The following is a 9,084-nucleotide window of genomic DNA, read 5'->3' as shown; positions in this document are numbered from 1 at the left end:
GTAGCAGTTCCAGATCCTGAAGGTGTTCCTGTTCCAGCGTTTTGAATCACCACTTCCCAATCTGTTTCAGTATCTCCTGGGGTCCAGCTTATGTTTGCTGTGGTATCTGTAAAGCTATCAATTGTTAACCCAGTAATTTCTGGGCAACTTATTTCTGTAGTAAAGGTTGTAGGATCAGCCCAAGTACTGAAGCCATCCGAAACACAATTAGCTCTTACATAAACTTCGTAAGCTGTATTTTGAGTTAATCCTGACGCTAAATAAGGATTGTTTGTTGTTGTAGCAGTTCCAGATCCTGAAGGTGTTCCTGTTCCAGCGTTTTGAATCACCACTTCCCAATCTGTTTCAGTATCTCCTGGGGTCCAACTTATGTTTGCTGTGGTATCTGTAAAGCTATCAATTGTTAACCCAGTAATTTCTGGGCAACTTATTTCTGTGGTAAAGTTTATAGGTCCAACCCAAGTACTGAAGCCATCCGAAACACAATTAGCTCTTACATAAACTTCGTAAGCTTTATTTTGAGTTAATCCTGACGCTAAATAAGGATTGTTTGTTGTTGTAGCAGTTCCAGATCCTGAAGGTGTTCCTGTTCCAGCGTTTTGAATCACCACTTCCCAATCTGTTTCAGTATCTCCTGGGGTCCAGCTTATGTTTGCTGTGGTGTCTGTAAAGCTATCAATTGTTAAACCAGTAATTTCTGGGCAACTTATTTCTGTGGTAAAGTTTATAGGCCCAGCCCAAGTACTGAAGCCATCCGAAACACAATTAGCTCTTACATAAACTTCGTAAGCTGTATTTTGAATTAATCCTGACGCTAAATAAGGATTGTTTGTTGTTGTAGCAGTTCCAGATCCAGAAGGTGTTCCTGTTCCGGCGTCTTGAATCACCACTTCCCAATCTGTTTCAGTATCACCAGGAGTCCAATTGATGTTTGCTGTGGTATCTGTAAAGCTATCAATTGTTAACCCTGTAATAACTGGACAAGCGATTTCTGTTGTAAAACTACCAGTTAAGGCAGGTGTTAAATAGCAGGTGTCAGTAGTATTATATTCATAAACAGCAACATGATAAGTAGTGGCTTCAGATAACCCTGTAATATCGACCGAATTTGTTGTAAGATCTGCATAAACGGCATAATTACCTGTTCCTAACTCTAACTCATCACCAGATCCAAAAACAGTACTACCTGTGTAATCAGTTCCATTTGTAGGATCTGTATCAACAGCTGAACCTTCTTTTACTACAACCAATACCTCATCACCAGTTCCAACAGTCCAGTTTAAAGTTGCAGATGTTGTTCCTAAAGCTGTTGTGTTGTAAGCTGAAGCTTGAGTTATAGGTGCTGTACAAGTTGGGCTAGCAGTACCTTCAAGTATTATATTGTCTACACCGAATGCTTCATAGTTCGCATCAGAATTACATACTATCCTTAAATATAATGTAGTTCCAGTGCCAGAAAAATTATTACTAGTAATTGTTTGTAAGGCATAAGTTAAAACAGCACCATTAGTTGTGTTTACGCCACCTGTCGCATTGTTTTCTAATTCTAAGGGATCATTTGTTACTGGAGAGCTAAAACTATATAGTACACTCCAAGTTGAATTATCCCATGAATATTCTACGCTAACTTCATCACTAGCATCCCAGTCGTTAGGTACACCTCCAAAATCAGCTGAAAAAACTAAATCACTAAATCCAGAGACATCAATAGAACCAAAACTTAATATTCCAGAATTCCCGCTATTAAATGTTTTTGGATTTGATCCAACAAATAACCAATCTCCATTTACGTTTGTGTATGGACCACCACTTTCGTAGATGTCTCCATCACTTGGTTCTGCTCTATGGAAGTACTGATCACCTGAATCAGAAGCTGGAGTTTGAGAAGGTGTGTGACTGTATCCATTCAAGTTAGTCTCAAAATCTTGAGTGTAAATAGTTGTCTGCCCAAAGCCTAAACTAGTTAGCATAAGAGCAATAAAAAATAAGTAAATGTGTTTCATGTGTTAGATTTTTTGAACTACGCAATGATTAATTATGAATTTTCTTACATAATTAACTCGCGTAATCTAGCATTTTGGTTATTTGTGGTTATTATTTGAAAAAATAGCTTTATGCCTTGTTTTTAGGCTGTTGCAAATATATAAAAATGTAGATTTTGGTCAATTTTTCAGTGTTATTAAATAATTAAGACATTTATTTTTGAGGCTTTTAGACTACAAATAAGAGGGGTGATTATTGTGGGGTATTTAACAAAATAGAAGAGATTTGTTAATTTTGAGTTTTAAGCGGTGCAATAGAGGTTGTAAGACCTACTGGTTCTATGATAACTAAGGTTGAACCTATGTATAGATTAATAATCAGTCACCTTTATAAATATTAGGTGTGAATTCAAATCTTGAAGCGAACTCTGATTACTCTTAATTGTTGTATAATAAATTCTAATTAAAAAAAGGGGGGCATTAATTTATTAAGTATTTTTGCTGATTAATAGTAATCTATAAGTTCTGTTTTTATTTAGAACAGAATTTAGTAGGTTTGACTTGTGTTTAGACAACAATTAAAATAAATACATCTACATTTTACGATGAGAGGCGCAAGAAACATCTTAAATAATGGTTAGATTTGAAATTTAGTAAACGTCATCTCGTAAAAACAATTACTTGGCGTATTATTGGTACGCTCGATACCTTACTCCTATCGTGGTTCATTTCAAATGATTTCTCTACTGGGGTTCAGATGGGGGTTTTTGAAATGTTTACAAAGATGATCTTGTATTATTTACATGAAAGAGCTTGGTTTAAATCTAAAATTAAATCCTCTAATAAACGTCATATCTTAAAAACCTTTTCTTGGCGTGGTGTAGGAACCTTAGATACTATTGTTTTAGGATGGATTATTACGGGTAACCCTTTAACTGGATTAAAAATAGGGGGAGCTGAAGTTATTACAAAAATGTTATTGTATTTTGGGCATGAAAAACTGTGGTACAAAATTAATTTCGGTTTAGATAAAAGAAAGAAACGTAAGGAGTTAAAAGATTTAAAAAATGAGGTATGAGTGAAAACACAGTGAGACATCATTATAAAATCACTAAAGCGGATCGAGAGCAATTAAAGGGGCATCGTGCATGTCTTTTGTGGTTTACAGGCTTGTCGGGGTCGGGAAAATCAACTTTAGCGAATTTGGTAGAGGTGGAACTCCATAAACAGGGCCTCTCGACATTTAGTTTAGACGGTGATAATATAAGGCAAGGGATAAATAAAGATCTCAGTTTTGCTCCAGAAGATCGTACAGAAAATATTAGACGTATCGCCGAGATTGGAAATTTAATGGTCGATGCAGGTGTGGTTACCTTAGCTGCTTTTGTGTCCCCTTACCGTGAAGACCGAGAAAACATTAAGGCTATTGTTGGCGCTGAAAACTTTATTGAGATTTACGTGAATACCTCGCTTGAGGAGTGTGAACGTCGCGATGTAAAAGGCTTGTATAAAAAAGCCCGTGCCGGTGAAATAAAAAATATGACAGGAATATCGGCGCCTTATGAAGCACCGTTGCATCCTGATCTCGAAATAAAAACCGATCATGAGCCGATAGAAACATCGGTTCAAACTATTTTAGACTTTATTATTCAAAAATTAAAATAAAAAATATGAGTAATTACGTAATTAATCATTTAAAAGAATTAGAATCAGAAGCTATTTTTGTTATTCGTGAAATAGCAGCACAGTTTGAAAATCCTGTATTGTTATTTTCAGGTGGTAAAGATTCAATTCTTCTTACCCATCTCGCAAAAAAAGCATTTTTTCCCGCTAAAATCCCCTTTCCTTTAATTCATATTGATACGGGGCATAATTTCCCAGAAACGATTGCGTTTAGAGATGAATTGGTGGAGCGATTAGGAGTAAAACTCATTGTGGGTTCTGTTCAAGAAGCTATTGATAAGGGGCGTGCTAAAGAAGAAACAGGAGCTGATGCTTCTCGGAATTCACTTCAAATTGTATCCTTATTAGATACCTTGGAAGACTATAAAGTCGATGCCGCTATGGGTGGTGCGCGACGTGACGAAGAGAAAGCAAGAGCTAAAGAGCGTTTCTTTTCGCATAGAGATGAATTTGGGCAATGGGATCCAAAAAACCAAAGACCAGAATTATGGAATCTGTTTAACGGACGAAAAAATTACGGTGAACATTTTAGAGTCTTCCCAATTTCTAATTGGACTGAAATGGACGTTTGGGAATATATTAAATTAGAAAATATTGAGTTGCCATCACTGTATTTCTCACATCAACGCGATTGTGTTGTTAGAGATGGGGTGATTTTAGCAAATTCTGAATTTATAAAATTAAAAGAAGGTGAAGAGGTTGTAAATATGACTATTCGTTACCGAACTTGTGGCGATATGCCAATTACAGGAGCTGTAGAATCTACGGCAGATGATTTAGATAAAATTATCGAAGAAATTGCAACAACACGTACTACAGAACGTGGTGGTCGTGCTGACGATAAGCGTGCGGAAACAGCGATGGAAGATCGTAAAAAACAAGGTTACTTTTAAAATATAAATGAAGTTGAAACTTTAGAATTCTAATCGTTTTTATTAGATAACTAAAGGCAAACAACTCACAACAAATAATTATTACAAATGGAATATCAAGATATAGAATTATTACGTTTTACAACAGCAGGAAGTGTAGATGACGGAAAGAGTACCTTAATAGGACGTTTACTATACGATAGCAAATCAATTTTTCAAGATCAATTAGATGCGGTAGAAGCCTCGAGTAAATCTAAAGGTTTTGACTATGTAGACTTATCGTTATTAACAGATGGTCTAAAATCGGAACGCGAGCAAGGTATTACTATTGATGTGGCCTACCGTTATTTTGCAACGCCAAAACGTAAGTTTATTATTGCCGATACCCCTGGTCATATTCAGTATACCCGTAACATGGTTACGGGAGCTTCAACAGCTAATTTAGCCATTATTTTAATTGATGCTAGAAAAGGGATGTTAGAGCAAACGCATCGTCATGCTTTTATCGCTTCATTATTACGTATTCCGCATGCCATAGTCTGTGTTAATAAAATGGACTTAGTAGATTATAGTGAAGAAGTATATACTAACATTGTCTCTGATTTTAAAGCCTTCTCTTCAAAATTAGGAATTAAAGACATTCAGTTTATTCCGATCTCCGCTTTAAATGGTGATAATGTCGTAAATCGTTCTGAAAATATGGATTGGTATGATGGTAGTACTTTAATGTACCATTTAGAAACCGTTCATATTTCTAGTGATCATAATTTAGTCGATTGTCGTTTTCCTATTCAATCAGTGATTCGTCCACATACTCTAGAAAATCAAGATTATAGAGGTTTTGCTGGTCGTATTGATGGTGGTGTTTTTAAACCAGGCGATAAGGTAAAATCCTTACCTTCCGGATTTGTGTCTACCATTAAAACAATTGAACTTAATGGAGAGCAAATTGAAGAAGCATTTGCGCCGATGTCAGTGACCATGACTTTAGAAGATGAAATTGACAACAGTCGTGGCGATATGATTGTACGTGAAAATAACGTCCCAGAAGTGAGTCAAGATCTAGAAGTTTTAGTGACTTGGATGAGTTCAACTCCAATTCAAGCCCGTACAAAAGTTGTGATTAAGCATACTACGAATGAAACTGTGGGAATGGTTAAAGAATTAAAATACAAGATTGATATCAACACCCTACATCGCATTGAAGATATTGATAAGGTCGAAATGAATGATATTGCACGGGTATCGATTAGGACGGCTAAGCCTATTTTTTATGATGCCTATAAAAGAAATCGTCAAACCGGAAGTATCATTATTATCGATGAGCAAACCAATGAGACTATTGGTGCTGGGATGATTATATAGTTTTTAGTTGGTAGTTGTTTGTTTTTAGTTGATAGTGGTTGGAAACAAAAAACAGAAACCACAATCAAAAATCAAATTGTCATTGCGTGAATTGAGGAGCTAACGATTAGCCTGTGCTGAGCGTAGATGAAGTAGGGCAATCTCATTCTTAGTATCATGAAAACCGAACCAACAAACATTAAGGAGTTAAAAGCTAAAGGTTAACAGCCAAAAGCCAATAGAGCATGAATAAAAATTTAAAAATAGCAATAGAAGCAGCCTTAGAAGCAGGTAAAGCTATTCTAAACATATACAATACCGATGATTTTGGTGTGGAAATTAAAGGGGATAATTCGCCCTTAACCAAAGCAGATATTGCGTCTCATAATGTGATCATGTCTTTTTTGGAAAATACGAGTATTCCTGTACTTTCAGAAGAAGGTAAGGCTTTGCCGTACTCGGAACGCCAAGATTGGGATCAGTTATGGATTGTAGACCCTATAGATGGGACTAAAGAATTTATTAAACGTAATGGAGAGTTTACGGTGAATATCGCTTTGGTTGAAAATCAAAAAACAACCATTGGCGTTATTTATGTGCCGGTATTAAAAGAACTTTACTTTTCTACGAATGCCGATGGGGCTTACAAAGTCACGGTAGATCTTGAGAATTATAAGGTTGAAAGTCTTTTGGAAGAAGGAGTGCAATTACCTATCACGCGTGAGGATAAAACCTTTACCGTGGTCGCAAGCCGATCGCATAGGTCTCCAGAAACTGAAGATTATATTAATGAAATGCGCCAAAAACATGGTGAGGTCAATCTTATCTCTAAAGGCAGCTCTTTAAAACTCTGTATGGTAGCCGAAGGAACAGCCGATTGTTATCCGAGATTTGCACCAACTATGGAGTGGGATACCGCCGCCGGACAAGCCATTTGCGAACACGCCGGTTTTGAGGTTATAGATTGGGAGACCAAACAACCCATGTTGTATAATAGAGAAGAGTTACTGAACCATTGGTTTTTAGTACAAGCCAAATAAACAAGTTTGTGCGAGTAGGCCGTTTTAAAGGTCTTATATTGTATCAAATAGAGGTTTATTCAAATAATAAAGAATTACATAGGGTTTCTTAATGAAACCTTATGTAATTTTTTTGTTTTATAGCACTATGAGTATTGTAAGTTGTTAAGAGGAATATTTTTTTTGGTATTTTAAAATGATACCGGTTTGTAGTTTAATTTAGAACCCGTTGCTACTGATGTTGGTTGGCAAGGCTATTAAAAAGCGCTTTACAATATTATAGAATCTGTATATGCAATAGCATTCCGAAATTAAAAAATGACTTAAGGTAAAGCTTATAAATAGGAAGTGTTCTATGTAGGGGTTTTAAAATAAGTGTGTTAGGTATAAAGGGGTTTCATAATTTTCTTTATTAGGTGTTAAGAAAAGTATAAATTATAATGCTTAAGTTTTTATAATGAGTTGATTATTGAAAAATTTAATTTTCATTTTACATAAAAGAATGACTTCAAAGTCTTATAATTTATTAGCTTTGTGCACTTAAATAATTTTCATTTATTACTGTAATATTCAATAGTTTTTATGGGTAAAGTTGCATTTATTACTGGAGTTACCGGACAAGACGGAGCATATCTTAGTGAGTTTTTATTAAAGAAAGGTTATGAGGTTCATGGTTTAAAACGCCGTTCGTCATTATTTAATACGGATCGTATTGATCATTTATATCAGGACCCGCATGTAGATCATCAGAATTTTTATCTCCACTATGGCGATATGACGGATAGTACAAACCTTATCCGTTTAATCAAGGAAATTCAGCCCGATGAAATCTATAATTTAGCAGCAATGAGTCATGTTGCCGTCTCTTTTGAAATTCCAGAATATACAGGTAACGCCGATGGTTTAGGAACTTTACGTATTTTAGACGCCGTAAGATTATTAGGTTTAGAGGAAAAGACCCGTATTTATCAAGCATCAACCTCAGAGTTGTACGGTAAAGTACAAGAAGTACCGCAATCAGAAACCACCCCTTTTTACCCGCGTTCGCCTTATGCAGTTGCAAAAATGTATGCCTATTGGATTACAGTGAATTACCGAGAAGCTTATAACATGTATGCTTGTAACGGAATTTTGTTCAATCATGAATCGCCTATTCGAGGCGAAACTTTTGTAACGCGTAAAATTACCAGAGCTGTATCACGTATTGCCTTAGGTTTACAGGATAAATTTTACTTAGGAAATTTAGATGCCCAGCGCGATTGGGGGCATGCTAAGGATTATGTACGTATGATGTGGATGATTCTTCAAGCTGATGAAGCTGAAGATTGGGTGATTGCTACAGGAAAAACGACTCGTATTCGTGACTTTGTAAAAATGAGTTTTGCTGAAGTTGGAATTACTTTAGAGTTTAAAGGTGAAGGTGAAGATGAAAAAGCATTCGTTGTGCAGTGTGATAATCCAAAATATCAATTAGAAATAGGTAAAGAAGTTTTAGCGGTTGATGCGCGTTACTTTAGACCTACAGAAGTTGAGCTATTAATAGGTGATGCTTCTAAAGCTAAAAAGAAATTAGGTTGGGAATGTCAGTATGATCTTAATGACTTGGTGAAAGACATGATGGAGAGTGATATAAAATTGATGACAGAACAGCAATACCTTGAAGATGGAGGGTATAAAACCATGAATTATTTTGAATAAATAGTGATGTGTTACGGGTGATAGGTGATGGTATCAATCACGAATCGCAAATCACAAATCACGAATTACAAATCACAAACAACGAGTAACGAATCACAAATAAAGAACAGTAAAGAATGAAAACCCACAAAGATTTAGATGCTTGGAAAAAAGCTATGAATCTCGTGGAAGACATTTATAAGTGTTCTCAAAGTTTTCCTTCGGAAGAAGTTTATGGGCTAACCGCTCAAGTTAGAAGGGCAGCCGTTTCTATTCCGAGTAATATAGCAGAAGGTGCAGGACGAAAAGGAAATAAAGAGTTTATTCAATTTTTATATATCGCTCTAGGGTCATTAGCTGAAGTTGAAACACAAGTGCTTTTAGCAAAAAGATTAAAATATATTGATGATATTCAGAATCTAACTGAAAATATAGAAAGATTAACAAAATTAATATATGGTCTTATTCGCTTTCTTAAAACAAAATAGAATTGCAAACAACGAATAA

General features: G+C 35.6%; 8 protein-coding genes. 7 read left to right on the top strand and 1 reads right to left on the bottom strand.

Translation table 11 applies throughout. The features are described from left to right. Nucleotides 1-2,003 (bottom strand): fibronectin type III domain-containing protein (locus ACFQ13_RS10560; RefSeq protein ID WP_386117081.1); only part of this gene is annotated, 2,003 nt, incomplete at its 3' end. Between the two features lie 622 nt (nt 2,004-2,625). Between ACFQ13_RS10560 and ACFQ13_RS10555 the strand changes: the two genes are divergently transcribed. The 7 genes from ACFQ13_RS10555 (at nt 2,626) to ACFQ13_RS10525 (ending at nt 9,065) form a co-directional block, all read left to right on the top strand. Beyond that, nucleotides 2,626-3,060: a DUF2061 domain-containing protein gene (locus ACFQ13_RS10555; protein WP_386117079.1), complete on the top strand. Its 435-nt coding sequence runs from the start codon at nt 2,626-2,628 to the stop codon at nt 3,058-3,060. Beyond that, nucleotides 3,057-3,647, top strand: coding sequence for an adenylyl-sulfate kinase (gene cysC / locus ACFQ13_RS10550; protein WP_386117077.1), 591 nt, complete (start codon nt 3,057-3,059; stop codon nt 3,645-3,647). The genes ACFQ13_RS10555 and cysC overlap by 4 nt, the downstream gene beginning before the upstream one ends. A gap of 5 nt (nt 3,648-3,652) precedes the next feature. Continuing rightward, entirely contained in the window at nt 3,653-4,558 is a 906-nt protein-coding gene (cysD, locus tag ACFQ13_RS10545) for a sulfate adenylyltransferase subunit CysD (protein WP_386117076.1), read from the top strand. 87 nt (nt 4,559-4,645) lie between these two features. Next, the gene (locus ACFQ13_RS10540; RefSeq protein ID WP_386117073.1) at nt 4,646-5,902 is read left to right on the top strand and encodes a sulfate adenylyltransferase subunit 1; all 1,257 of its coding nucleotides are present in this window, start codon (nt 4,646-4,648) and stop codon (nt 5,900-5,902) included. A gap of 224 nt (nt 5,903-6,126) precedes the next feature. After that, nucleotides 6,127-6,921, top strand: a complete 795-nt coding sequence (gene cysQ / locus ACFQ13_RS10535; RefSeq protein ID WP_386117071.1) for a 3'(2'),5'-bisphosphate nucleotidase CysQ — start codon at nt 6,127-6,129, stop codon at nt 6,919-6,921. 561 nt (nt 6,922-7,482) lie between these two features. Continuing rightward, the gene (gene gmd / locus ACFQ13_RS10530) at nt 7,483-8,598 is read left to right on the top strand and encodes a GDP-mannose 4,6-dehydratase (protein ID WP_386117068.1); all 1,116 of its coding nucleotides are present in this window, start codon (nt 7,483-7,485) and stop codon (nt 8,596-8,598) included. A gap of 155 nt (nt 8,599-8,753) precedes the next feature. Continuing rightward, complete coding sequence (locus ACFQ13_RS10525; protein ID WP_386119424.1) at nt 8,754-9,065, top strand: four helix bundle protein; 312 nt, start codon at nt 8,754-8,756, stop codon at nt 9,063-9,065. Nucleotides 9,066-9,084: the final 19 nt, after the last annotated feature.

It is taken from the genome of Winogradskyella rapida (assembly GCF_042675845.1).
GTDB classification, from domain to species: Bacteria; Bacteroidota; Bacteroidia; order Flavobacteriales; family Flavobacteriaceae; genus Winogradskyella; species Winogradskyella rapida.
Note: the sequence above shows the minus strand (reverse complement) of the source record. Positions and strands in the feature narration are given on the sequence as shown.